This is a genomic window from Brevibacterium sp. S22, assembly GCF_004745485.1.
GTDB lineage: Bacteria > Actinomycetota > Actinomycetes > Actinomycetales > Brevibacteriaceae > Brevibacterium.
This window is the reverse complement of the sequence record NZ_RHFG01000016.1, coordinates 36,513-59,779: the sequence shown is the minus strand read 5'-3', so window position 1 is coordinate 59,779 and position 23,267 is coordinate 36,513. Positions and strand designations below refer to the sequence as shown.

At 60.6% G+C, this 23,267-nt stretch carries 16 protein-coding genes; 10 read left to right on the top strand and 6 right to left on the bottom strand.

Going from position 1 to position 23,267, the window contains the following annotated elements; genetic code table 11:
- The first annotated feature begins 12 nt into the window (after window positions 1–12).
- Window positions 13–1,008 (top strand): cation diffusion facilitator family transporter, encoded by a 996-nt coding sequence (locus EB835_RS13540; protein ID WP_135809987.1) that lies wholly within the window; start codon window positions 13–15, stop codon window positions 1,006–1,008.
- A gap of 49 nt (window positions 1,009–1,057) precedes the next feature.
- Here the strand turns inward: EB835_RS13540 and EB835_RS13535 are convergent, their stop codons facing one another.
- Together EB835_RS13535 and EB835_RS13530 are read right to left on the bottom strand one after the other, a co-directional pair.
- Complete coding sequence (locus tag EB835_RS13535; protein WP_240688741.1) at window positions 1,058–1,870, bottom strand: IclR family transcriptional regulator; 813 nt, start codon at window positions 1,868–1,870, stop codon at window positions 1,058–1,060.
- Between the two features lie 222 nt (window positions 1,871–2,092).
- Window positions 2,093–2,845: an isochorismatase family protein gene (locus tag EB835_RS13530; RefSeq protein ID WP_135809986.1), complete on the bottom strand. Its 753-nt coding sequence runs from the start codon at window positions 2,843–2,845 to the stop codon at window positions 2,093–2,095.
- A gap of 428 nt (window positions 2,846–3,273) precedes the next feature.
- Between EB835_RS13530 and EB835_RS13525 the strand changes: the two genes are divergently transcribed.
- The 6 genes from EB835_RS13525 (at window position 3,274) to EB835_RS13500 (ending at window position 12,311) form a co-directional block, all read left to right on the top strand.
- The gene (locus EB835_RS13525; protein WP_135809985.1) at window positions 3,274–7,140 is read left to right on the top strand and encodes a hydantoinase B/oxoprolinase family protein; all 3,867 of its coding nucleotides are present in this window, start codon (window positions 3,274–3,276) and stop codon (window positions 7,138–7,140) included.
- A gap of 98 nt (window positions 7,141–7,238) precedes the next feature.
- On the top strand, window positions 7,239–8,600 hold the full coding sequence (locus EB835_RS13520; RefSeq protein ID WP_135809984.1) for an MFS transporter: 1,362 nt from the start codon (window positions 7,239–7,241) through the stop codon (window positions 8,598–8,600).
- Between the two features lie 205 nt (window positions 8,601–8,805).
- On the top strand, window positions 8,806–10,143 hold the full coding sequence (locus EB835_RS13515) for an MFS transporter (RefSeq protein WP_205749938.1): 1,338 nt from the start codon (window positions 8,806–8,808) through the stop codon (window positions 10,141–10,143).
- Between the two features lie 70 nt (window positions 10,144–10,213).
- Entirely contained in the window at window positions 10,214–10,684 is a 471-nt protein-coding gene (locus EB835_RS13510) for an XRE family transcriptional regulator (protein WP_135809983.1), read from the top strand.
- A gap of 98 nt (window positions 10,685–10,782) precedes the next feature.
- Window positions 10,783–11,073, top strand: a complete 291-nt coding sequence (locus tag EB835_RS13505; RefSeq protein ID WP_168216737.1) for a HepT-like ribonuclease domain-containing protein — start codon at window positions 10,783–10,785, stop codon at window positions 11,071–11,073.
- Between the two features lie 140 nt (window positions 11,074–11,213).
- Window positions 11,214–12,311: a type I restriction endonuclease gene (locus tag EB835_RS13500; RefSeq protein WP_135809981.1), complete on the top strand. Its 1,098-nt coding sequence runs from the start codon at window positions 11,214–11,216 to the stop codon at window positions 12,309–12,311.
- 129 nt (window positions 12,312–12,440) lie between these two features.
- Here EB835_RS13500 and EB835_RS13495 read toward each other — a convergent pair whose 3' ends face one another.
- The 4 genes from EB835_RS13495 to solA all read right to left on the bottom strand — a co-directional run bounded on the left by EB835_RS13495 (window position 12,441) and on the right by solA (window position 19,356).
- Window positions 12,441–15,488, bottom strand: coding sequence for a DEAD/DEAH box helicase (locus EB835_RS13495; protein ID WP_135809980.1), 3,048 nt, complete (start codon window positions 15,486–15,488; stop codon window positions 12,441–12,443).
- Window positions 15,489–15,664: 176 nt separating this feature from the next.
- Window positions 15,665–16,861: a CaiB/BaiF CoA transferase family protein gene (locus EB835_RS13490; RefSeq protein WP_135809979.1), complete on the bottom strand. Its 1,197-nt coding sequence runs from the start codon at window positions 16,859–16,861 to the stop codon at window positions 15,665–15,667.
- Window positions 16,862–16,930: 69 nt separating this feature from the next.
- Window positions 16,931–17,713, bottom strand: coding sequence for a hypothetical protein (locus EB835_RS13485; RefSeq protein ID WP_135809978.1), 783 nt, complete (start codon window positions 17,711–17,713; stop codon window positions 16,931–16,933).
- Between the two features lie 86 nt (window positions 17,714–17,799).
- On the bottom strand, window positions 17,800–19,356 hold the full coding sequence (gene solA, locus EB835_RS13480) for an N-methyl-L-tryptophan oxidase (RefSeq protein ID WP_168216736.1): 1,557 nt from the start codon (window positions 19,354–19,356) through the stop codon (window positions 17,800–17,802).
- 195 nt (window positions 19,357–19,551) lie between these two features.
- Here solA and EB835_RS13475 point away from each other — a divergent pair, with 195 nt between their 5' ends.
- The 3 genes from EB835_RS13475 (at window position 19,552) to EB835_RS13465 (ending at window position 23,187) form a co-directional block, all read left to right on the top strand.
- A complete protein-coding gene (locus EB835_RS13475; protein WP_168216735.1) occupies window positions 19,552–20,457 on the top strand; it encodes a PucR family transcriptional regulator in 906 nt (301 codons plus the stop codon).
- 178 nt (window positions 20,458–20,635) lie between these two features.
- Entirely contained in the window at window positions 20,636–22,222 is a 1,587-nt protein-coding gene (locus tag EB835_RS13470; protein ID WP_135809975.1) for an ABC transporter substrate-binding protein, read from the top strand.
- A 32-nt stretch (window positions 22,223–22,254) separates the two neighbouring features.
- Complete coding sequence (locus EB835_RS13465) at window positions 22,255–23,187, top strand: ABC transporter permease (protein WP_240688740.1); 933 nt, start codon at window positions 22,255–22,257, stop codon at window positions 23,185–23,187.
- The last annotated feature ends 80 nt before the right edge of the window (window positions 23,188–23,267 follow it).

Genomic DNA, 23,267 nt, shown 5'->3' with positions numbered 1-23,267 from the left:
AGAGGAACCGCGATGAGTGAGCAGAAGAGCGGTGAGACAAGCGAGCAGGCGTCGAGCGACAGCACGGTCACCGTCATCATCGCCTTCGTCGCGAACCTTGCGGTGGCCATCGCGAAGACGATCGCTGCGGTCATCACCGGCTCCGCTTCCCTTGTTGCCGAGGCGGCCCATTCCTGGGCCGACACCGGCAACGAGATCTTCCTCCTCATCGCCGAACGCAGAGGTGCGAAGCCCGCCGATGCCAAGCACCCACTCGGGCACGGTCGCGAAGCCTACGTGTGGTCGATGTTCGCGGCCTTTGGCCTCTTCTCTGTAGGTGCGGCTGTGTCGATCTGGCACGGCATCCAATCACTCTCCGCGGGTGAATCCGAAACGAGCTACCTCGTCGGATATATCGTCCTCGGCCTCTCGGCCCTGTTCGAAGGTTTCTCCTTCATTCAGTCGGTGCGGCAGGCCCGCGGGCGAGCGGTCAAGCTGCGCCGCCACACCGTCGACTACGTGATGAACGGATCGAACCCGACCCTGCGCGCGGTCTTCGCCGAGGATGCTGCCGCACTCATCGGCATCGCCATCGCGTTTCTCGCGATGCTGCTCCACCAGATCACCGGCATCGCCGCCTTCGATGCGATCGGCTCGATCCTCGTCGGCGTGCTGCTCGGTATCGTCGCGATCGTGCTCATGGACCGCAACCGTCGCTTCCTCGTCGGCGAGACCGTCAGCCCGGCCGTCCGCGATGACCTGCTCGAAGCGATGCTCGAGAACCCCTCGATCGCCAGCGTCTCCTACCTGCACATCGAATTCGTCGGCGCCGGTCGTGTCTACGTCGTCGCGGCCATCGACCTCATCGGAGACGACCGGGAGAGCGCGCTCGCACTGCGGCTGCGCGAGGCCGAAGTCGAACTCGAGAAGCTGCCGATGATCCAGGAGGTCGTGCTCACCCCGTCGGCACCGGGGCGGAAGCAGCTCGAAGTTGGCAGCGCGGACACGGGGCCCGAGCAGTTGTCGTAATCACTTCGTCGCCTGGGCCGGTGCTCATGATCGCCCTGCGGCTGCGCTCTCAGCTCTCGTTGACCGGCCCGCCGAGCTGGACGGTGACCTCGGACGCGGTGCGTCGAACGGCGCTCTCCAGCTCATCCTGACTGCGTCGATACTGCACTCGGGACCGTGGGGCGCTGGCGATAATGCATCCGACCTGCTTGCCGCGATAGTCGCGCACGGGGGCAGAAGTTCCGTACTCCTCGAAAGTCGTCTCACCGTCATTCACAGCGATCCCGTCCCGTCGCACATCGTCGAGATGGTCGTGGATGGGGTCATCGAGACCGAGATAGCCTTCACGCTTGATCTCTCCGCTGGTGATCAGCTGGTCGACTTCTGCCCGGGAGAAGTCCGACAGGAAGATACGCACGGAGGAGCTCGCGAACTTGTCGTAGCGAGTGCCGATGCTCGAGCTGTGTTTGACCTGGTGCGGGCTGGCGATCTGCTCGACGACGACAGCATTGGTACCATTCCAAACTGCGATGGCGGAGGTCTCGAACGTCTCCTTGGTCATCTCCTCGAGCAGCGGGAGGGCAGCTCGGCGTACGTCGAGATCAGCGAGGAGAGGGCCGGCCAGACCAATGACGCCGAAGCCCAGCCGGTACCGGCCGGATTCCGCATCACGCTGCACGAAGCCCGCCTCGGTGAGGCCCGTGAGCATACGCGACACCGTGCTCTTGTGGAGACCGACGGCAGCCGAGATCTCAGTGACCCCGAGCATTGTGCGCGTCGAGTGTGAAAACGCCTCGAGCACCGATAGCCCATTGAGCAACGACGCTGCGGCTCCCTGCGGCCGATTGCCGCCCGACCCATCGTGGGGCGCCATTTCATCCATCGGAGGTCCTCCTGCTGTTCTCCATGTAACCGGTGCTGCATGGAATCTGTCCCATAGTAACGAGCCCATCGGTTTTCGGGACGGACTCGACCTTCCTGAGCTCATCAGCATCCGTCGTCATGATTATCGCCGGTCGAGCACTCGGCGGGTGTCCGGCACACATATCAACCGCCCGCCGTCGGAGTCGACGGCGGGCGGTCGGTGTTTCGACGCGGTTTTACATCACACGAGGGACGGTGCGGCGATCGGCACCGCCGGCGTGGGCGTAGTCTCCGCGAAATCAGGCAGCTCATTGAGGTAGCGCACCACATTCTCCAACGGCTCCACGTCGCCGAACTTCGAGTCCATATCGAAGAGGTTCCACGAGACGACTCCCGGGACCCGGTCGCCGACTGCTTCGCGGACGACGATCGGACGGAAGCCCTCAGCAATCGCATCCTCGACGGTGTGCCGGACGCAGCCGGCAGCGGTGACGCCGGTGACGATGACGGTGTCGATGCGATTGACCGTGAGGAACTGCTGCAGGTTCGTTCCTGGGAATGCACTCGCGCGCTTTTTGGTGATGACTAGCTCTCCCTCCTGCGGGGCGATCCGGTCGTCGATCTCCACCGCCTCAGAGTTGGGATCTAGGGTCTCGACGGGGATCTTCTGCGACCACAGGCCCATGTCGGAAGGCAGCATTGCGTCCCGCACCTCATAGGCGGTCGTAGTGTAGATGATCGGCACGCCCTTGGCTCGGGCCGCCTCGTTGAGGTCCTGGCAGGCGGGGATGATGGTCTCCATGTTGCTGCAGGAGAACTGGTGCCCCGGCTGCGTCCAGGCCTTTGCCATGTCGATGTGGATGATCGCCGGGCGTGTTCCGTAACCGACGCGGCGCTTGAAGCCGCGCTTATGGTATTCCTCCGTGTCCGCCTCGAACACCTCCTGCAGAAGGTTCTCCAGTTCGGCTTCCAGCTCTGCGGGCGTCTTGGTCATCTGCTCTCACTCCTCATGTTCGGGTCCGCTGCGGACCACGTCGGTGGGTTTTCCTGTGTGCGTCGTTGCGACCGCCACAGCTGGCGACCGTAAGCTCCATAGTTGCACATACAACACGTTAGTTGCTAGTAAAGAAACACGCAAGAATGACCCTGGTCTTTTCGACGGAAGAGTGCCAGATGAGGTGCATTCACACTGGAATCCGGACTTTTTGGGGTGAGGATTAGAGCACAGAAGGTCTTGTATGTTGCTAGTCAAGGAACTATATTGCTTTAGAGGCAACGCGGTGACCTGAGTCACGTGTTGAGCCGCATCGGGCCAATCGTCACGCGGAAAGTCTCGAAAATACTCGAGGATCGCACACGGCGGTGCCCCGGTGGACAAACGCCCATCCACGAGTACGCACATACCGATCGGAAGGACACATCATGAAACGCATCGGAGTCGACGTCGGCGGCACTTTCACTGACCTGTACCTCTCAGATGACGAACGACGAATCAGCTTCGTGGAGAAGGTTCCGTCCACCCCGGACGACCCGTCTCAGGGAGTGATCAACGGACTGAAGAAGCTCACCGAGAAATCCGGAGTCCCGCTGTCCGAAGTCGAACAGCTGGTACACGGAACAACAGTTGCGACAAACACGGCACTGACGCACACGGGTGCGGAAGTCGGAATGATCACCACCGAGGGATTCCGCGACATCCTGCACATCGCTCGTCACAAGAAGCCGCACAACTTCTCACTGCAGCAGGACATGCCCTGGCAGGCGAGCCCCCTCATTCGCAGACGACACCGGCTGACCGTGCAGGAGCGGATCACTGCTCCACACGGTGACGTGCTCACTCCGCTGGATGAGGACGAGGTCAGAGAGCGCGTCAGGGAACTTAAGGAAGCAGGAGTCGAAGCGATCGCCGTCTGCCTGCTGCATTCCTACCTCAACCCCGATCATGAGAAGCGCATCGGAGAGATCATCGCCGAAGAGCATCCCGAAGCCTTCGTCTCCCTGTCCAGCGAAGTCGTGCCGCTCTACCGAGAGTACGAGCGCTTCTCCACCACCGCGCTCAACGCCTATGTCGGTCCCAAAGTCTCCGCTTACCTCCACCGTCTGCGCGATCAGGTCGCGGGACTCGGATTCGGTCGCGAAATCCTGCTCATGCAGTCCTCCGGCGGAATGGTGCCGATCCAGACTGCCGAAAAGCTGCCTGTCACCCTGATGATGTCCGGACCGGTCGGCGGACTCATCGGCGGAATCTGGGCCGGCAAGCAGTCGGGCTTCGACAACGTCGTCACGCTCGACATCGGAGGCACCTCGGCCGATATCGGCGTCGCTTACCAAGGTGAGCTGCGCATGCGGCACCTGCTCGACACGAAGATCGGCGATCACCAGGCGATGGTGCCGATGGCCGATGTCGACACGATCGGTGCCGGTGGTGGGTCGATAGCCCACGTCGATGCCGGTGGCGTCTACCGGGTCGGCCCGCAATCAGCTGGCGCTGATCCCGGCCCCGTGTGCTACGGAAAAGGTGGAGTGGACCCGACCTCGACCGATGCTCAGATGCTGCTGGGCAGAATGCGAGCCGACCGTATGCTCGCCGGTTCGGGGCTCGACCTCGACGTTGACAACTCCCAGAAGTCGATGGAGTCTCTGGCCGATGAGTTGGGCATGTCAGTCGAAGAGGTGGCCCTCGGTGCTCTGCAGATCCAGAAGTTCGGGATGACGCAGGCCATCGAACAGAATTCCGTCCGGCGCGGATACGATCCCCGTGACTTCACCCTGGTTCCCGGCGGCGGCGCCGGTGCACTGTTCGCCTGTGAGATCGCCGCCGAACTCGAGGTGCCCAAGGTTCTCATCCCCGCCCACCCGGGGATCATCGCCGCCATCGGACTGCTGGCCACCGACGAGAAATACGAGTTCGTCGCCACCAACCGTTTTAAGATCCGCGACGTCGACCCTGCTTCGGTGCAGAAGTCCTTCGAAGAGCTCGAGGCCGAAGCGAACGAGAGACTCAACGCCGAGGAAGTCCCAGACGACCACCGAGAGACGCGCTGGCTCGCCGACGCTCGTTACGAAGGACAGGGTTACGAAATCCGCTTCGAACCGCCGAAGGGCCCGGTCGATCAGGCGTGGCTCGAGTCCGCCGAAGCGGCATTTCATCAAGCCCACTACGAAGAGTACGGTCACCGTTTCCAGGACGGCGCCGTCGAGATCATCAACGTCCGAGTCGAGGCCCGGGCGATCATGGACGATCTCCCTGCACCAGTGCCGACTCAATCCGGGGGCCTCGACGAGGCTCTGATCGAGACTCGTGACGTGACTTTCGACGACGGCGGTGTCCCGAACACTGTGGCCACCTCGTTCTATGACCGTGAAAAGCTCGGGGTCGGCACCGAGTTCTCGGGACCGGCGATCATCGAGCAGTACGATGCGACGGCCGTCGTCCCACCGGGATTCACCGGCGTCGTCGACGAGTCCGGTAACCTCGTCATCACCTGCCCCGCTGTCTCCGAGACCGAAGAGAAGCTGGCCACGCCGATCCTCATGCGCGTCATCGGCGGAGCGCTCAATTCCGCAGCGAAGGAAATGGCTTCGGTGCTGTTCCGTATGTCGTACTCATCGATCATCCGCGAGTCCGAGGATCTGGGCGCGGGCCTTTTCGATCGTGAAGGCAACGTCCTTGCCGAATCCGACTCGACACCGATGTTCATGGGCTCGATGCCGAAGATCGTCAAAGGCGTCATCTCCGTCCTCGGCGATGATATCTACGAGGGCGACGTCATCATGCACAACGACCCCTACCTCGGGGCGACGCACTCACCGGATGTCGCGATCATCGAGCCGATCTTCCACGACAGCGAGCTCGTCGGATTCGCAGGGGCCTCGGGTCAGCTCGTCGACAATGGCGGGGCGTACTCCGGTCTCATGGTAGACATCCAGGACGTGCAGTCCGAGGGCACGATCTACCGTGCGGTCAAGGTCTACGAGAAGGGTGTGCGGCAAGAGTCCCTGATTCGCCATATTCTCAACAACACGCGGACTCCGACCTCGAACGAAGGTGACTTCCAAGCGATGATCTCGGCGTGCGAGCTTGCGAAGTCGCGTTATCTCGCGCTGATCGAACGCTATGGCTTCGACGCTGTGCGCGAATCCGGACAGAGCTGGATCGACTATGCCGAACGGATGCTCCGCCAGGAGATCGCAAAGGTTCCCGACGGCGTCTACGAGACCGAGCTGGGCTACCTCGACGACGATGGCAAGAACTACGGTGAGAAGTTGCCGATAGCGGTCAAGGTCATCATCGCCGGCGATGAGATCACCTACGACCTCACCGGGTCCTCGGTGCAGGTGCCGACGGCGTACAACTGCGCTTTCGAAGGCACAACGATTTCGGCATTCACCTTCATCACCAGGATGATGTTCCTCGATGAGGTGGCCTTCCCCGTGTTTGTGCCGCAGAACGAGGGAATGCTCAAACCGCTCAAGGTCATCGCTCCCGAAGGCACGATCTTCAACCCGACGTATCCCGCGGCGACCTTCTCCAGGTTCTCGCAGGTTCAGCGCGCAGTTGACCTCGCCTTACGTGCCCTGGCACCCGTGATGCCGGAGAGGGTGACGGCCGGAAACTCGGCACACATCCACTTCGTCTCCTATTCGGGGTGGGACGTCGAAGCCGGAGAGTACTGGGTCTACCTTGAGGTGAATGAGGGCTCCTACGGGGCACGGTCGACCAGCGATGGCCCCGACTCTGTCGACAACCTCATCGCGAACACTCGCAACAATCCGATCGAGGAACTCGAATGGCGATTCCCGATGCGCACAGACCGATACGAACTGCGCTCCGAACCGGCAGCAGCGGGCGAGTATCGCGGCGGCATCGGAATCGTCCGGGAAAACACCTTCCTCACAGATACGGTCGTCACCTGCGAAGGCGAACGCCACGAGTCCGATGCTCCCTGGGGCGCCTTTGGCGGACACGACGGTCTCAACGCCTCGCTCGTGAAGAACCCCGGACGTGAGGGTGAGGAATCCTGGCCGTCGAAGGTCACCGGCTGGCAGCTGAAGGCGGGGGACTCCGTCCAGATCACCGTGCCCAGCGGAGGAGGCTTCGGAGACCCGGTCAAGCGCGACCCAGAACTCGTCCTGTCCGATGTGCTCGACGGCTTCACCACCGTGGAAGCTGCGGCTCGCGACTACGGCGTCATTCTCAAGGAGATCGGCGGGAAGCTGAATATTGATACCGATGCGACTCAGGAGCGAAGGGAGGCCGCCGCACCATCATTCAGCAGGGTCTCCTGACTTGGAAGAGATCCGCTGACATACCTCCGGTGACCGTCGACGTCGCCGGGCACCGGAGGGTCGGCCCCCACCCTGTTCCATTGAACCGAGGATCGCTCATGTCCATCAAGACACAGCTCGAGCCCACACCGTTGACGACCAAAGATGTTCGACTCGCCACCTGGATCTGCTTCTTCGCCTGGACCTTCGCCGTCTACGACTTCGTGCTATTCGGAAACCTTCTGCCTCAACTCGCCTCCGAGTTGGGGTGGTCCGAGGGTCGTTCGACTGAGGTGAACACCTGGGTCACCGCCGGAACAGCACTCGTCGCCTTCGCCATCGGACCCATTACCGATCGCATCGGACGCCGCAAAGGCATTCTCGTCGCCGTCGCCGGAGCAGCCATCGCGTCCGTGCTCACCGCACTGGCCGGCTGGATCGCCGGGATAGCGGCAGGAGTCGGCATCGTCTTCCTCGTCATCGTCCGTTCCGTCGCCGGCCTCGGCTACGCCGAGCAGGCCATCAACGCCGCCTACCTCAATGAGATCTTCGCCTACGCCTACAGTGATCCCGCAAAGGCTCGCAGGCGTGGGCTCATCTATTCCCTCGTCCAATCCGGATGGCCCATCGGCTCGGTGCTCGCGGCCGCCTCGGTGTACCTGCTCTTCCCTATCGGAGGTTGGCAGCTGTGCTTCGTCATCGCAGCGGTGCCCGCCCTCTTCATCGTCATCGCTGGAATATGGCTGCGGGAGAGCCCGCAGTTCATTCTCCGAAAGCAGGTCGATCAGTTGCTTCGCGAAGGACGTGAGGACGAAGCACGCGGAGTCGCCGAAGCGAACGGTATGGCCGCGGTCGATCCCAGCCCTCCGCTCATTGCCGTTTTCAGCGGGGAATCGCGCCGCTCAATTCTCACGGTCGGTACGTCATTCCTGCTCAACTGGGTCGGAGTGCTCACGTTCTCGATTCTGGGAACCTCTCTGCTGACCTCGCCCGACGGCAAGGACATCGCATTCGACAGTGCGCTTCTCATCCTCGTCGTCTCGAACGCCACCGCGTTCGCCGGCTATCTGTTCCATGGCTGGCTCGGGGACAAGATCGGTCGCCGCAATGCGATCGGCCTCGGCTGGATCGCCTGCAGTCTTGCCTTCTTCGGCATGATGATGACTCCCGACGGTTCGTTCGGGCCGATCATCGTCCTCTACAGTCTGGGGCTGTTCTTCCTCATCGGCCCGTTCTCGGCGCTTCTCTACTTCACCGGAGAGAGCTTTCCTGCTCACACCCGAGCGACCGGATCGGCTCTCGTCAACGCCTCCGGTCAGGTCGGGGCGATCATCGGAGGTCTGCTGATCACAGCGACGCTTACCTCTGGAGGAGATTGGGGACAGGCTGCTCTGTTGTGGGGCTGTCTGCCGATTCTCGCATCTGGCCTTCTCATTTTCGCCGCAAAGAATGTCGACCCTGCCAGTGTGCGCTTCGACTGACAGATTGGAAATGGTCGAACGGGGCGCAGCACCAACGATTCGCGACGTTGCTGCGCTCGCCGTGAGACTGAGCTGAAACCCGGACTGCCGAATTGAAATGCTGTGAGGTCAGGCTGCTGCTGACCCTAGAACCGCGATCGGCGCCGAAGGACCCTGCAGGGATCCCGGACGCTGGTGGTTTCCTAACGAAAGGAGCCGGACAGTGATGTCCGTGCCAATGACCCGTCCTGAACATGACCATCTGAAACCTGTAAGCAACCGGCATCTTCGCCGAGTCGTCGCCGCTTCGTTCGCCGGCACCGTTGTCGAATGGTTCGACTTCGCCATCTACGGATTTATGGCGACCTATATCGCTCGCACCTTCTTCGATTCCGCAGATCCTGTGGTGGGGCTGCTCGAGACCTTTGCTGTATTCGCCGTCGCGTTTGCTCTGCGCCCCTTGGGCGGGGTGGTCTTCGGACGGCTGGGGGACCGGTTGGGACGAAAGCGAGTTCTCGTTCTCACGGTTCTGCTGATGTCGGGATCCACTGCGGCCATCGGACTGATTCCGGGGCGGGAGACCCTCGGCCTATGGGCCCCGGTGCTGCTTGCCACGGCGAGGTGTCTGCAGGGGTTCTCCGCCGGAGGCGAATATGCCGGCGCGACGATCTACACCGTCGAGCACAGTCCGAATCATCAGCGTGCGCGGTTCTCCTCCGCGATGTCGGCAGCGACCTTCGCATCGTTCGCCTTCGCCGCCGGGCTAGGAGCTCTGCTCAGCTTCACTCTGTCGGACGACGCGATGTCCGGCTGGGGTTGGCGTCTCCTGTTCCTCATGTCATTGCCCATGGGCTTAGTCGCCCTCTACATTCGGTCACGTCTGGATGAGTCGCCCGAGTTCCTCGCAATGGTCAAAGCCTCTGCCGAACGTGCGAAGCCGTCGCTTGCCGAGGTGGTGTCGAGTCAGTGGAAGCAGATGCTCAAACTGGGCAGCTTCGTCATGCTCACCGCGCTCTCCTTCTACATCTTCGCGACATATATGACGACATTCCTGTCCGAGGTCGTCGGTCTGGCACAGGGGCCTACCCTGCTGTCGACACTTCTCGCGCTGACCTTCGCCACATTGCTCGCGCCGATCATAGGCCGGATCTCCGACCGGGTGGGACGGCGTCGGACCATGCTGTTCGCGGCAGTGATGCTCATGGTGACGACCATTCCGTCCTATGTTCTGGCGGAGTCGGGGAACTTCACCAGTGCGCTCGTCAGCCAACTGCTCATTGCGGTCGGGGCTGTGACAGCAAACGTCGTCACCTCGGTGCTGATATCGGAGATGTTCTCGACCGATGTGCGCTACACGGCGTCTGGGCTCTGTTACAACGTCACCTATGCTCTCTTCGGCGGAACTGCCCCGTATCTGGCGACATGGCTTGTCGCTTCCACCGGCTCAAATCTCGCACCCGCTATCTATGTCTCCGTGGTGGCAGTTGCAGCGTTGGTCCTCGGAGCAGTTTTCATCCGTGAGACCGCCGGAGCGCCGTTGCGGAGATTCCACGACGACGGGTGAAAGTCGGTTGCATCTCAGACCTGCAGCGAAGGTATGGCCGTGACTATCGCATCCCGCTATATTTGTCTGTATGGGACGGTTCCACTCGGAGAACCCCGGCGCGCTCATCCGTGAGGCGCGGGTCGACCTGGGTGTCACCCAGACCGAGCTGGCCCAGCGTGCTGGTTTGAGCCAGTCCAGCCTCGCGCAGATGGAGTCGGGGAAGAGGAATGTTTCCTCCGACATGCTCGAACGAGTACTAAAGGCCGCGGACTATCGGCCATCGCTTGCTCTCGAGCTCACGTGCGAGCGGGTTCGTGTAGAGGCCGACTGTTTGGGTTTGAAGAACCTCCGTGTGTTCGGTTCGGTCGCTCGCGGCGACGACGGGTTCGACAGTGACATCGATCTTCTTGTCACACCGGATGAGGGTGTGACCCTATTCGAACTCGCGCTGTACGGCGATCGCGTTCGGCAGATCACGGGGTTCCCTGCCGACGTCATCGTCGATGACGGTCCGGTTCCTCCCGGATGGGAAGCACTGCAGGAGGCTCTGCCGGTATGACCTCAAATAATGCGCCTCGGAGCCCATTCCGTAGGCTGCCGCGACGACAGAAGTCAGGCGCTGATTATGATCGTGCGAACTTCCAGCATGAGTTGACGATGATTCTTCAACGCGCACACTCGGTGGCTGCGAGCCCGCGTGAACAATTCTCCGACGGAACACCTGTCTACGATGCCGCAAGCATGACGGTCATCCGGCTGGCCGCACTGACAGAACGAGCCGAGTTCGGTCCCTGGTTGGAATCCCTGACGGCCGAAGAAGTCGCCGGAATTCGTGCCATGAACAACATCATCGTTTACTCCGGGTATGCGACGGTGGACGACGAGGTCTTCTGGGAGACCGTGACGGAACGTATTCCTGAGATCGTCGAGCGGCTCCAGCGGCATTGAACTTCATCGGACGCTCGACGAATTCGCACGTTTCAAGCGTTGCTATCGCCTGTTGTTTATCCAGGTGAGCCTCCAAAGGAAATCCGCGCTAAAGTGAACTTCACTACTAACTACTGACGATGTTTGAGTGGAGAAAGAAAATGGAATTTGCAGAGCGGCTCACGGCTTTGGCGTCAAAAGTGGAGAACCAACGTGATGCCATCCAGACGGAAGAGGCGACGAAGAACGCATTCGTTATGCCCTTCATCTCGACGATCCTCGGTTACGACATCTTCAATCCCCTCGAAGTCGTGCCCGAGTTCACGGCGGATGTCGGCGTCAAGCGCGGCGAGAAGGTTGACTATGCCATCATGCGCGACGGTGAAGTTCAGATGCTCATCGAGTGCAAGAAATCGACTGATGTACTTCGGACCGAGCACGCCTCACAGCTGTTCAGGTACTTCTCGGTCACCAATGCTCGAATAGCAGTGTTGACGAACGGAGAGGTTTACAACTTCTACACCGACCTCGACGCGCCGAATAAGATGGACGACCGGCCCTTCTTGGTTCTCGACCTCAATGATGTCGACGAGACCCTGCTCCCTGAGCTGCGTAAGCTCTCAAAGGAGAACTTCGATCTCGACTCCGTCATCAGTGCCGCGGAAGAGCTCAAATATGTCGGAGCGATCAAGCGTGAGATCGCTGCGCAGTTCAAAGAGCCCGACGAATCGTTCGTTCGTCTGTTCACCGGCAGGGTCTACGACGGGCGTTTCACCCAAGACGCAAGAACACAGTTCACTCAGCTGGTCGCCAAAGCTGCCAAACAGTATCTCAATGAGCAGGTGAACGACCGCCTGAAGACAGCTCTAGGTGCTTCCTATGCCACCCCAGTCGATAGCCCTGGACCCGCCGAGGCTGTCTCCAGTGAGGAGGTAGCAGTGGCTGATCTCGAGCGAGAGCCAGAGATCGAAACCACCCTGGAAGAACTCGAGGGATATCAGATCGTCAAGGCCATCAGCTGCAGTGAAGTGAAGCCAGAACGGGTGGCCCAGCGCGACGCAAAGTCATACTTCGCAGTGCTTCTGGATGACAACAATCGGAAACAGATCGCGCGTCTCCACTTCAACGGCAAGAAGCAGAAATACTTGGGAACCTTTGACGCCGACAAGGTTGAAACCCGGCATCCGATCGAAGGGCTTGAGGAGATCTACCTGCATGCGGATACGATCCGTGAGACCGTGAAGCGCTACCTCGAGTAGTCCGCCGTCTGATCGAGAATACTTACTTTGGACCTCCTAAAGTAAATATTCTCCTCGGCTCTGTGAGCTTAGCGGCGGAGCCGTATCAGGCCGATGCAGCGAGAAGTAGGTCCCTGGCAGCGCCCACTCCTACTCCTCGAGCAACCCCTTAATATCTTCCGCCGTCACCGTTTGGCTGAACGCCTGACCGGAGGGTCCGCGGCCCTCGAAGGTTCCGGCATCGGACATGAGCGAGTCGAAGAGTTCGGCCTTGCGCTTCTGCAGGGCGAGCACCTTCTGCTCGATCGTGCCCTCGGCGACGTACCGGTAGACCATGACGTTCTTCGTCTGCCCGATCCGGTGGGCTCGGTCGATGGCCTGATTCTCCGCGGCGGGATTCCACCACGGATCCATGAGGAAGACATAGTCCGCCTCGGTAAGGTTGAGACCGAACCCACCGGCTTTGAGGCTGATGAGGAACACCGGTGCCTCACCGGATCGGAACGCCTCGACCACGGCCCCGCGATTGCGCGTCGACCCGTCGAGGACCACGTACGGAATGCCGCGCGCCTCGAGCCCGGCGGCGACTCGGTCGAGGAACGACGTGAACTGACTGAACACGATCGACCGGTGCCCCTCGGCGATGACATCCTCGAGCCGGTCCATCAGCGCAGCCAGCTTCGACGACGGCACCTCCGAATGCTCGGCGTCGACGATGGCAGGATCCAACGCAAGCATGCGCAGCAAGGTGAGCGATCGGAAGACGATGAACCGCTGCTTGTCGTACTCGCTGTCGATGAAGCCGAGGATCTTCTTCCGCTCCTTCTGCAGCACCCGATCGTAGAGCTTCCGGTGCGCAGAATTCAGCTCGACCGTGATGACCTGCTCCTGCTTCTCCGGCAGATCCGCGGCCACCAGATCCTTCGTCCGCCGCATCATGAACGGACGAATCCGCCGCTGCAGCCGCTGCATCCGCCCCGGATTCTCGCCCGACTCGATAGGGCGCACGTACTCGTCATCGAACCGGTGCGTACTCGGGAACAGCCCCGGCGCGGTGATCGAGAACAGTGACCATACATCCCGCAGCGAATTCTCCAAAGGCGTACCCGTCAGTGCCAGCCGGAACGGTGCGTTCACGGACTTTGCCGCCTGATGAGCCTGTGAGGAGGCGTTCTTGACGAACTGCGCCTCATCGAGGATCAGCCCCGCCCACTCCATCCGCGAGATCGGGTCCTCCTCGAGCCGCAGCATCGCATACGACATGACGATGACATCGGCACCGGCAACCACCTCGGCGAGGTTGATCCCACGCGCCCGCGTCGATTCGGCCACGACACGAACATCGAGGTCAGGGGTGAACGCGGCGGCCTCCTTCACCCAATTCGGGACCACCGAGGTCGGGGCCACGACGAGGAACGGAGCGTTCGCCTGCGCATGTTTGATGAGCGCGAGCGTCTGCAGGGTCTTGCCCAGGCCCATGTCATCGGCGAGGATCCCGCCGAGGCGGCACCGGTAGAGCAGCGCCAACCACCGGAATCCCTGCACCTGGTAGGGCCGCAGTCGTGCGGCACCCAGCTCGGGCACCTCGGTGGCGGGCAGGTGCTCGAGACCGGCCAGGGCCTGAGCTGACTCTCGCCAGGTCACGGCCGGTTCGGCCTCGTCGGCGAGGTCCTCGAAATCCGACCACAGGCCCACATGCACGCGCGAGATCTTCGGGGACTCGGGTTCCCATTCAGGGATGAGGTCCGCCTCGGCGAGCAGGGCCTTGAGCCGGTCGAAGATCGGCTTGTTCAGCGACAGGAACGAATCGTCGGAGAGCTTGATCTTCTTCGTCCCGCGCGCCAGCGCCTTGTACAGCTTGACGAAGGGGACCGGGTGGCCGTTGACCGTGATCTGGAAGCCGAGGTCGAACCAGTCGTTCTTCTCCGATTCGACGGAGGTGATCTTCACGTTCGGCTCCCCGCCGAGCTCCCGGTAGGGCTGCTTCTTCCCGCGCGTGATGACCTTGAGGTATTCGATCTCCTCGAGTGCGGGCACGACGGTGACGGCGAAGTCCGCGGTGTCCGCGTCGTCGAGTTCCGTGTCGGTGATGCGGCTCAGTGCCGACCCGGCTTCGTGGGTGTCGGCGAGCACCCGCTCGACCTCCTTGACCACGGCATCCTCATGGTCGAGGTCGCGGACCTTCGCCGCTTCCGCCGCCGAGGCGGTCGTGCTCTTGGCTCGATCGATGACCGGGTAGGTCCGGCGGGGTCCCGAATACTCCCAGTACCAGCGCAGGTCGAGTCGGTCGCCGGCACCGAAGGTGAGGAACGCGACGAGGTGGGGCGCCCGGTACTGCGGGAAGGTGACGGTGTCGTCGCTGCTGACGACCTCGGCGCTGGTGCGCAGCTGCGGGTAGTACTCTTCGAAGAACTCCTCGGCCTCGGCATCGGGGATGGTGATCGGACCGGGGGAGCGCAGCACGGGCAGCGCGGATTCATGCGTCGGTTTTTCGGCAGGCGCGAGGGCGACAGTGAACCCGGAGGTCACGTCGACACCGAAGAAGCCGTGCGTCCAGACCGGTTTGATGAGACCAGGTGTGTACTCGCGTTCATCGATGCTCGCCCGCGTCTGGACGCGAAGCCTTCCCTGACTGCGGCGGATGTCGATGGCGGCCTTCGCTTGGCGTCCGATCCGAACGGCCATGTCCGCATTGATGCCGACGAATTCGATGCCGAGGCGCTGCCCCTGCGCAAAGTGCTCCCAGAGCAGGGGAGTGTGGAAATCGCCGAGGTGGTAGGGCGCCCCATCGGGCGTGAAGTCCGTCTTCCCGCGGGTGCGCAGACCCGCGAGCTGGGCGAACCATTCCTGGTGGGCCGGGTCGATGCCGTGCTGGCGGGCCATCCTGTCGATGGTGCGCCAGCTCAGCGATTTCTTCACCCAGTTGCCGGACCCGCTGAGCATGAGCGGGCGGATAGCCAGGGACGGGTTCGCACCCGGGGTAACGTCCTTCTTCTCCAGCAGGACAGAGTGCTGCGCTTCGAACCAGGTGCGGGGGATGACCTCGACGAGCTCGAATCCCAAGGCCACAGGCGTGTGGATCTGCGGAGCCGCCTCGGCGAGGGGTGCCAGGGCCTCACGCCAGTCGGCGGGCGTGCCGGCAGCGCCCGTCGCGGACGGTGTGGGGGTCGCGGCGGGGTTCGAATGGTTCTCGGGCACGAAGCCATCTTCTCATTGGACGGTGACACGAAATGAACATTCCCTGGTCCAACGACGAACGTAGGCGGTTCAGTTCGGAAGAGCGGTAGTCATCGGTGAGGTGGTGTCGATATTGCTGAACGGGTGACATGGAGATGTGCAGGGACTCTTTGTCCTATTGGACTGAGTGCTTGATCTCAGCCTTGGTCATGATGACGAGTTCTCTGGCGGATGAGTTCGAAGACAGATTCGCGGTCATCGTCAATGCCGGAGGCGGGGTTGACAGACTGGAGTGGGGACTCTGAATAGCCGATGTTCGGTGAAGTCCGCCAGTATGATCCCTCACGGGGATGGTCGATGATCTCCACGCTGTGCCGTTCACGCAGGTATGCGTCATCGACGAGATCCTCGACGGCATTCACCGGATGAACAGGAATACCGCGTGTGCGACACTCTGCAACGACTTCATCGTTTGTGTGCGTACTGGCATATGCGCTGATGATCGTCTGCATTGTTGCCACGTCCGAATTGCGCTCCCGAAGTGTCGGCAGAGGAACGACGGCCTCTGGTTTGCCATAGGAAGGGTCGGTCAGCGCGAGGAATTCGCGCCAATCCGCGTCTGTATACGGAAGAATGCACATCCAACCGTCTTTGGTGCGGTGTGGGTGGCGAGCAGGATGGATTGTGCGATGCCAGCCGGCTTCGCCGAGCGGCGGGTCGAAGGTGAAGTCGTTGAGCTGCTCGACCAGGTTGAAGTCAGTCATGACGTCGAACATTGGGACGTCGACCCATTGACCAGCTCCCGTGATATCGCGCCGGTGGACAGCGGCGAGGGCAGCGTAGACCATCGTCAGCGCGCACACCTTGTCGGCGACGACGTATGGAGCATAACGCGGTTCGCCCGAAGATTTGCGGTAGACGTCACTGAGCCCGCTGGCGGCCTGAATGATGTCGTCGTACGCAGAGTCGTTTCCAAGTTCGCTGTCCGTTGACCATCCCTGTGCCGTGACGAGAATGCAGCACGGATTAATCGCGGCGACCGAATCCCAGTCGAGTCTGAATCGCTCCCGTTGACGCGGCAGATAGTTCGTGAGGATAAGGTCAGAAATCTCTATCAGCCGAGTCAGAGTCTTTAATCCCTCTGGACTCTTGAGATCGAGAATGATGTTCTTCTTCCCGTCGCCAAGGCTGAGCGCCGCCCCTGACATGCCAGGGTTACGTGATCGGCCGGAGCGACGAATGACATCGCCTGTGGGGGCTTCGACGCGGATCACCTCGGCTCCGAGCTTAGCGAATTGTCGGCCGGCCATCGGTCCCATGATGACAGTAGCGATTTCGAGCACGACCAGCCCGTCCAGGGGGCCGCGGACGGATTGCGAATATGGCGCGGTCATGTCGTTCCCATCAGTTTGAACCCTGGCTAATCGACGCGGGTTGTGGGCGGGGCAGTGGTGGTAAGCGCTCTACTGCGCTGAAGGCTGATCGGCGGAGACCTGGTGAACCGGTCGAATGTCGCGCGCGAGGATTGCGTCGGAGACGGAGGCGGCTGCTCTGTATTCCTCGCTGAAACCGAAACTGGGATCAGATGTGCCGATGCCACAGATACGCCTCATCCCCTCATCGAACTCGACCGGCGAATACTTCCCGGGCGCATCAGGGTGAGCCGTCCACTCGGCTGCTGCTTCCTCTCCGAGGAGTTCTGCAGATACCCGAGCACATCTCTTGATCATCTTTGTCGCCGCGTCTGACGCTGACACAGTCCAACGAGGCGGTTCCGTTTCCCCGACCAGGCGCACAATTGACCGGACTTCTCGTTCTGCGTGTTGAACTGCGTGTTCCATGAGGCTTCCGCTGGATTCACTTTGACTCGGAAGAATAAGACGTGTGATTCCTCGATCGTTGATGGCGGCGAGCAGTGCCTGAGGATCTGGGTGCACAATTACTTCCTTGCTCTGCGGCCAGATATCGAACGGACTGTGATACCCGGTGAGTTCGCCGATATGAAAGACGAAGTAGTCCGGGTAGAGGAAGAATTCGTCCTCTTCCTCCTCCCACAACTGCTCATAGAATGCGCCGATGGCCGCTAGAAGGAGAGGCGCAGCGCGAAGCGAATCCCCGGGCGAGGCGGAGACTATGCCCAAGCGGTCAGTTCGGTTGAAGTCGGGGAATATTTCGTCGAGACCGACATCGAGTCCGTCTCTGGCAAACGAGAATTCTTCGGTCTTGAGCATGGTCGAGGTATGCATTCCTACTCCTGTGTTGGGTCAGAGATGTGGTTGATTTCCGGGAGTTTGACTGCGTTTCGGACCGTGCACTCTTGGGCCAATCGCCATCAGTGGACCGCCGGGGCAGGCAGCGTGAACGTACGGTCGTAATTCGGGTCGGCGATGGCTGGCCGGTTGAGTGTAAACGGAGCGATCGGATGCGGAGTCGATCCGGTGGTCTGGAGATCAGCGAGAATCTGACCCATCAGGCTGGAAAACTTTCCTGCATGTCCGGCTCCGTTGAACACCGCTACATGAGGATGGCCGGGCAGAGTATCGAGGACGAAACCCCGGTCCGGCGGCATGTCGTAGACGCATGTCCGATGCAGCAATGAAGGGCCAGCAGCATCCGGCAGGTGCTCACGCAGATATTCTGCCAGCAGTTCACCCTCGATGTCGTCTCCCTCGAAGACGCGATCCTCGCTGTTGATGAACCTGCTGCGCATATCGCGCGCGACCTTCGTTGCGGCTTCGCCATAGACGGGGAAGCCGTAGTAGACATCGTTCGGTGCATGGTGGATCCAGATCGGATGTCTGTCTGGAGTGAACGAAGACAGCGATTTGCTGCTGAAATAGGTGACCTGTTCTTGCGACAGTGTGAGGTTGAAAGACAGCCCGAGATCGCCCATGAGTGTTCCCAACCAAGAACCCACCGCCACAACAATCCGATCCGCGTGAAACTCTTCCGTTGCTGTCTGCACCGTGACACCGTTGTCTGCCATATCAATATTCTCGACACGGGCATTTCCGCGGAACTCAACGCCCGCCGCGAGGGCCAACGAAATGTGTGCACTCACAGATCGTCGGATATCGAGGATGCCGCTGTCTGCCTGCCAGATGGCCTCGGTGTCGTCTGACACTCGCCATTGTGGGAAGCGCCGTCGAATGTCCACCGCATTCAGATCTTCGTAAGGTATCCCCAGCGCATCGAGAGTTGCACGTGATTTCTCGACATAGCCGTACCCGGTCGTGCCGATCTCTGCGAGGTCCAGGCCCCCGGTCTTCGTATAGAGAGGGAGTCCGCTGGCGGACTCGACGTGGGACCAAGCATCGAACATGGCATCAGAAAGGCGCACGTAATCGGTCGAAGGGTAGACACGACGGATGATCCGGGAGTGATCCGAAAAAGACCCGTTCTGATGGAGAAGATCATACTGTTCCAGGACGAGGACCCGTTCGGCCCCTCGCTGTGACAGCCAGTAGGCCGCCGCCGATCCAACGCTTCCGGCGCCGACGACTATGTGCGAGTACTCGTTAGACATGGGCGGGTCGCTTTCTACTCTAGTTGCGCCGTTCGACAACGTCGCTGATTGCTTCACCTTTATATTCAGTCGTGCTGCTCCGCAGATGCGACCGATAGGAATAGAAGCATCCGACTGTTCATTGCTACAATCGTCGAAATGCAACGTTGCTGGATTCAGAACGGTCATCGGCAGAGCGGCCTTCTTCTCTGCGTGGGTGAGTTGCTTCGGAACTCGTCGAGAGAGCTTGCTCAACCACAAGGGCAGGAGTGAGTGCGGTTGATGGATCCGATTTCGGAACTCGTCGAAAGTCTCGCTCAGAGCCTCCGGCGCAGTGTTGCCGTTGACGACGCAGATCTGCACTTGATCGCGCACAGCACTCATTTCGATGATGCTGATCCTGCCCGCTTGAGGTCTCTTGCCAATCGTCGGATTGATGGTCCGGTCCGGGAGGCAACTTTGGCAGCAGGGTTTCATCGTTGGACGCAGCCTCGGCGGGGCCGCGCTCTAGGTGCGTATGGCCACGACTATGATCGGATGTCGTTCCCATTGAGAACCCGCGAGGGTCTCATCGGAGTCATGTGGGTCATCATCAAGGACAAGAGTCTCTCGTCTGCCGAGATGAACCAGTGTTTGACGATATCAAGAGAGATCGAGCGATTGCTTGCTTGGCAGCTAGCGCAAGCGAACGAAACTGACAGCACCATGGAGAGCATCCTTCTCGGTGCGATCGGCGACGACCAGGACTCGCAGGCGACCGCGTTTGAGAACATGCGCTCGCTCGGGCTTTTCGACGAAGACCGAAGTCTGTGTGTGTTTGTCTTTCGGACCGGGACTGGTGCATCGCTGGAAGATGCTGATGTTCGAGGGACACTTCGGCGCGCAGTTCGCCATTCTACGGAGGCACGTTCGGGCACTCCCGCGCTTCTCGCGTTCAAGGGTGCCGAGGCCGTCGCGCTCGAGAGCGTACGGATATGTGAGGGCGTCGATGAAAGGGTGCTGACGGCAGACAAGGTCATTTCCGAAGCCGCCAGGCTCGACTCCTCTTTGCGCGGCCGCATCATGGTGGGAGTGGGCACAGCCTTTGACGACGCGGAGGAGACCCCAACGTCGTACAGGCGCGCGGCAGCGGCGTCACGCATGGCGGAAACCTGCCCTGAGGCTGTCGTCGCCTGGGAGATGAGACCACTTGAGGCATTGCTTGACGCGGTCCTGAAGACTGAGGCTCGCGCGTCTTCTGTGCCTGAGGTTGTCCGCAGCATGGAAGAGAGGCTGACAACGGATGTCCTGAGGACCGTCGAGTGCTTTCTCGATGAAGCCGGCAGCGTCGCACGAGTATCAGAGCGCCTTCACTTACACCGGACAACCGTGTATTACCGAATGCGTGTCTTTGCCAAGGCCACTGGTCTGTCTCTTGACAGCGGACGCGATAGGCTTCTCACGCATTTGTGGCTGATGTGTCGAAACCATCTCGATCTGGAATAGATCGTGAGGTATTGCTTCCTACGAGATTATTCTGACCTGGAGCAATCCGGCCTTCCCGACTTGATCTTCGACATATGTAGCAGAGCCAGCTCAGAAGATTTATACGACTGACCGGTGCCAGCCAACTTCCGCCTTGGTTGCATGGAGACGTAGAGCACAGTCTGCGTGGCGACGCAGGATGCCGACCGTTCTGGCAAAGGAGACAGTCATGGTGGGTTTGAAACGGTTCGCAATCGTCACATGTGCGTCAGTGACGACAGGGGCATTGATGATATCGGGATGCACGACGGGGGGCAACGCTGCCGGACAGGGCGTCGATACCATCCGCGGAGCATGGATGGAGGACCCGACCACCTTCGACCCTGCGCTGTCGGAGACGACTGACGATTATCGGGCGATGCGACTCGCTTACGACACTGTCATTCGTCGGGATCTTGACGGCGATCTGATTCCCGGAATCGCGAAGTCGTGGGAACAGTCCGCCGACCAGGTGACCCTCACCATCGATCAGGGACACGTGTGTGGAGATGGTACGCCGATCACACCAGAAACAGTTGCCCATTCGCTCTCCTATCTTGCCGATCCGGAAACAGAGTCACTCCACACAACTGGAATCTTCGGATACGGAGACGTGAAAGTGAGTCCGGACAACGCTGCTGGAACAGTGACGATCGACCTCAGTGAACCGCACTCTGAGGTTCTTCCGGGGTTAGCAATGCCTCAGGCCGGCATCGTCTGCCCAGCTGGGCTCGACGACAAGGAAGCTCTCGCCGAGGGAAGTGAGCCTGGTGCATTCAGTGGGCCGTACGCATTGACAGACGCTGACTCTGGTGTTCGATACACGTTCGAGCTACGTGATGACTACGATGACTGGCCGGAATACTCAGAACCGAATGAGGGAACGCCCGCTCGAATCCTCGAGTTCGTCGTCGGTGCGGACGACGCTGTGGCCAATCAGCTGTTGACAGGTGAAGTCGACGTGGCTCCCGTGGACTCTGAAGAACTGTCCAGGTTCGGCGGTGAGGATTCGTTCGATGTTGTCACTGCCGTAACAGGCGAGTACTACATCATGTTCAACCACAATGAGGGGCACCCATTTGCCGACGAGACGGCCCGGAGAGCTGCGGCGCAGGTCATCGACAGGACCGCTCTGCGAGATGTGATCGATCCTGAAGGCGACGTCATCCAGACGCTGGGAGATGAGAACACGAAGTGTGCGGTCGATGACGAATCACTGATGGTCGACCAGGACCCTGAAGCTGCAGCCAAGGTACTCGACGGTGTTTCCGTGCGCATCGTCGGAGCTAACGCCATTGGCCAGAACGGCGGCGGATCCATCTACATTCAGGAACGACTCGCGAATGCGGGTGCCGACGTCGATCTCACGAATACAGACATCGGCAGCTGGGTCGCCCAGGTCTACGATGAGCCGGACACATGGGACATCACACTTTATGCGACGGTGAACAACCTAGGTACCTTGTCGTGGGGACTTTCAACTGTCATCGGTGACTGGTACAGCGAGGGGGGACGCAATGTGACCTTCTCAGAGAATTCCACAGCATCGGAGGCGCTAGCCGGTGCCCTGAGTGCCGGTTCAGAGGACGAAATGTGTGATGAATACACCCAGGCACAGGAAGCGGCGCTCGGTTCGACAGACTTCATCCCCGTTTCGATGGTCACGCAGTCAATTGTCAGCCGTGGCGGCTTCTCGGTTATGACACCGGGCGGTCGTGAGGACTACACGACGTTGCGGGTGGGGTGACCATGATCGCAAATGAATGGACAGTCTTCGCGATGAGAAAGGCCGCCGAACTCATCGCCGCGTTCTTTGCTCTCATAATCCTCACCTTCGCGATCGTTCACCTGATTCCCGGCGATGCCGCGCGTGTGGTGGCCGGAATCGATGCGACACCGGACCAAGTCGCGCAGACACGAACCGACCTGGGACTCGACCAGCCGATCCTCACGCAGTTCTGGAGCTACTTTTCGGGAGTCCTGACCGGCGATCTGGGAGACTCGTTCCGAACACACCAGCCAGTTGTGGACGCGATTGCCAGCCGACTGCCGTTCACACTGTCCATCGCGGCGCTCGGGATCGTGATCACTCTGGTGGTTTCCTTGGCGCTCGGTCTGACAGTGGCAGGACTGACGCGAGGCAATCGCAATCAGTGGCTCGACACCGCATTCGGTTGGTCAACAGCTGTTGTGCTCGCTCTGCCGGTATACGTGATCGGCGCAATCCTCATCGTCGTCTTTGCGGTCAGTTTGGGCGTGCTTCCGGCTGCTGGCGCGAGCTCGCTTGTCTCATATGTGCTGCCGACTCTCGCCATCGCCTCGGGACCGATCGCTTCGATGTCCCGCCTTGTCCGGCGCGAAGCTGCGGTCGTGCTCGAACAGGATTACATGCGAACTGCTCGGGGGTGGAGAATCAGCCGACTGCGACAACATGTCAAGCACGCGACGCCGAACCTGCTCTCCTCTACTCTCACTCTCTCCGGTCTCATATTAGCGAGCATGATCGGAGGTGCGATCATCGTCGAAGCCGTCTTCGCCTGGCCCGGACTGGGTCGTGCAGTCGTGGATTCGATTATCGACCGTGACTATCCCCTCACCCGTGGCATCATCCTCACGATCGGAGGGATCGCCATCGTCCTCAATATTGCCATCGACATCGTTCTCGCGATTGTTGATCCGCGCACTCTTCATTCAGGGAAGGTCCTCGTATGACTGCCGTCATCTCGCCCGTCACTTCTCGTTCACGCACTGTGCGCCGCCGCCTCGGCCCAATGCTCTCTACAGGTCTGGTC

Excerpts from the sequence above, each read along its gene's own strand:
- EB835_RS13490 (WP_135809979.1), bottom strand. The coding sequence starts at position 16,861 with ATGACCGCGCCATATTCGCAATCCGTCCGCGGCCCCCTGGACGGGCTG.
- EB835_RS13530 (WP_135809986.1), bottom strand. The coding sequence starts at position 2,845 with ATGACCAAGACGCCCGCAGAGCTGGAAGCCGAACTGGAGAACCTTCTG.
- EB835_RS13505 (WP_168216737.1), top strand. The coding sequence starts at position 10,783 with ATGATTCTTCAACGCGCACACTCGGTGGCTGCGAGCCCGCGTGAACAA.
- EB835_RS13520 (WP_135809984.1), top strand. The coding sequence starts at position 7,239 with ATGTCCATCAAGACACAGCTCGAGCCCACACCGTTGACGACCAAAGAT.
- solA (WP_168216736.1), bottom strand. The coding sequence starts at position 19,356 with ATGAGTGCTGTGCGCGATCAAGTGCAGATCTGCGTCGTCAACGGCAAC.
- EB835_RS13500 (WP_135809981.1), top strand. The coding sequence starts at position 11,214 with ATGGAATTTGCAGAGCGGCTCACGGCTTTGGCGTCAAAAGTGGAGAAC.
- EB835_RS13535 (WP_240688741.1), bottom strand. The coding sequence starts at position 1,870 with ATGGATGAAATGGCGCCCCACGATGGGTCGGGCGGCAATCGGCCGCAG.
- EB835_RS13470 (WP_135809975.1), top strand. The coding sequence starts at position 20,636 with ATGCCGACCGTTCTGGCAAAGGAGACAGTCATGGTGGGTTTGAAACGG.
- EB835_RS13525 (WP_135809985.1), top strand. The coding sequence starts at position 3,274 with ATGAAACGCATCGGAGTCGACGTCGGCGGCACTTTCACTGACCTGTAC.
- EB835_RS13515 (WP_205749938.1), top strand. The coding sequence starts at position 8,806 with ATGTCCGTGCCAATGACCCGTCCTGAACATGACCATCTGAAACCTGTA.
- EB835_RS13475 (WP_168216735.1), top strand. The coding sequence starts at position 19,552 with ATGTGGGTCATCATCAAGGACAAGAGTCTCTCGTCTGCCGAGATGAAC.
- EB835_RS13510 (WP_135809983.1), top strand. The coding sequence starts at position 10,214 with ATGGGACGGTTCCACTCGGAGAACCCCGGCGCGCTCATCCGTGAGGCG.
- EB835_RS13465 (WP_240688740.1), top strand. The coding sequence starts at position 22,255 with ATGAGAAAGGCCGCCGAACTCATCGCCGCGTTCTTTGCTCTCATAATC.
- EB835_RS13485 (WP_135809978.1), bottom strand. The coding sequence starts at position 17,713 with ATGCATACCTCGACCATGCTCAAGACCGAAGAATTCTCGTTTGCCAGA.
- EB835_RS13540 (WP_135809987.1), top strand. The coding sequence starts at position 13 with ATGAGTGAGCAGAAGAGCGGTGAGACAAGCGAGCAGGCGTCGAGCGAC.